At 71.7% G+C, this 1,876-nt stretch carries 2 protein-coding genes; both read left to right on the top strand.

The annotated features are described in order from the left end of the window. A partial coding sequence (locus DVH02_RS29825) for a CIS tube protein (RefSeq protein WP_233518539.1) occupies positions 1 to 748 on the top strand: 748 nt, incomplete at its 5' end. Positions 749 to 769: 21 nt separating this feature from the next. Continuing rightward, positions 770 to 1,876: VgrG-related protein (locus tag DVH02_RS29820; protein WP_147286160.1), on the top strand; the 1,107-nt coding region annotated here is incomplete at its 3' end.

Raw genomic sequence — 1,876 nt, 5'->3', positions numbered from 1 at the left:
GCCCGGCGGGCCGTGCGGGCGGATCGACTTCCAGTTCAACCCGAAGGAGCTGAGCCTGACCAAGGCGGCGTCCTGGAAGCGCACGCCCGCCAAGGGGGCGAAGAGTTCGGGACCGCCCGAGTACCAGGGGCCGCAGCCCAGCAAGCTCACGGTCGAGATGTTCTTCGACGCCAGCGACACGCAGGACAGCAGTGTGGTCACCTCGGTGGAGAAGCTGTTCGCCTGTTGTGTGCCGACCAGCGAGACCCGGCAGCAGCAGCGTTCCTCGCCGCCGTGGGTGATCTTCCACTGGGGCGGCCTGACCGGCTTTCCCGGCTACGTCAGCCAGGTGCAGGCGAAATACACCCTCTTCACCACCTCGGGCGTGCCCATCCGGGCGCTGTGCCAGGTGACGATGGAGGAGATCAGCGGCGAGACACCGGGGCAGAACCCGACTTCGGGCGCGCTGGCGGCGCGGCGGGTGCACCGGGTGCGTTCCGGGGACTCGCTGCCGGGGCTCGCGCACCGCGAGTACGGGGATCCGGCCGCGTGGCGGGTGATCGCGGAGGCCAACGGGATCGACGACCCGATGCGGCTGGCCAACGGCCAGGAGCTGCTGCTGCCCGCGTTGGACGAGTTGGGCCGGCTCCGGGAGGAACGGCTTCAGGAACGGCGCCTCCAGGGCCGACGGCTCCAGGACTGGCCGCTCCAGGACAGGCCGCTCCAGGACAGGCGGCAACCCCGCGGCGTTCCGCGCGGAAACGGCTGAGTCGAGGGAAGTGGGGAACGGATGGCCCAGCAGAGTGTCTCCAAGGCGCTGGTGGTCGAGTTCGGTGGCAGTCCGCTGCCGCCCGCTCTCGCCAACACGCTGGTCGAGGGCTACGTGGACGACAGCCGTACGCTCCCTGATCTCTTCGTCCTGCGCTTCCGCGACCCCAGCCGGGTGCTGCTGGAGCAGACCGGGCTCACGATCGGCGGCGAGGTCAGGCTGCTGGCCCGAGCCGGGGGCGGGCCGTCCCCCACGCTGCTGCTCAGCGGGGTGGTGACCGCCCTTGAGGTGGAGATCGACGACAGCGGCACCTTCACGGTCGTACGCGGACTGGACGACTCGCACCGGCTGTTCCGGGGCCGCAGGGTGGCCGGGTACCAGAACATGACGCTCGCCGACATCTGCGCGCAGGTGGCGCGGCGGGCGGGGCTGAAGCCCGGGACGGTCGATGTGGCGGGTCCCGTACTCACGCATGTCGCGCAGCCCAACATCAGCGACTGGGAGTTCGTGCGCGGGCTCGCGGAGGAGGCGGGCGCGCAGGCGTACGTGCTGGACGGCAGCCTGCACGTGGCCAGGCCCGCCGAGGCGTCCGGCGCGCCGGACGGTTCGGCGCGGGCCGAACAGAATCCGCTGGTGCTGGAGATGGGGAGCAATCTGATCCGGTGCCGGGCGGGGGTGTCGGCCGCCGAGCAGGTGTCGGAGGTCGAGGTGCGGGGCTGGGACGTGGCGGCGAAGCAGCCGCTGGTGGGCCGGGCACCGGCCGGGAACACCTCGACGCTGGACCTGGGGGTGACGGCGGCCGAGGTGTCGGCGCCGTTCGGCGAGGCGAGTTTCGTCGTGACGGACGCCGCGTACGGCACCCAGGCACAGGTGGACCAGGCGGCGAAGGCGCTGGCGGAGCGGATCGCGGGGTCGTTCGCCGAGCTGGAGGCGGTGATCAGGGGCAATCCGGAGGTGCGGGCGGGCAGCGCGGTGGCGCTGAACGCGGTCGGGGCGCCGTTCGAGGGGCGCTACACGGTCACGTCGTCGCGCCACGTCTTCGACGCGGTGCGCGGCTACGAGACGTGGATCACGGTCTCGGGTCAGCAGGAGCGTTCCCTGTTCGGGCTGACCCGAGACCGTGATCCA

The organism is Streptomyces corynorhini, assembly GCF_003346515.1.
Classification (GTDB): domain Bacteria; phylum Actinomycetota; class Actinomycetes; order Streptomycetales; family Streptomycetaceae; genus Streptomyces; species Streptomyces corynorhini.
The sequence above is the reverse complement of the archived record's forward strand: the minus strand, read 5'-3'. Positions and strand labels throughout refer to the sequence as shown.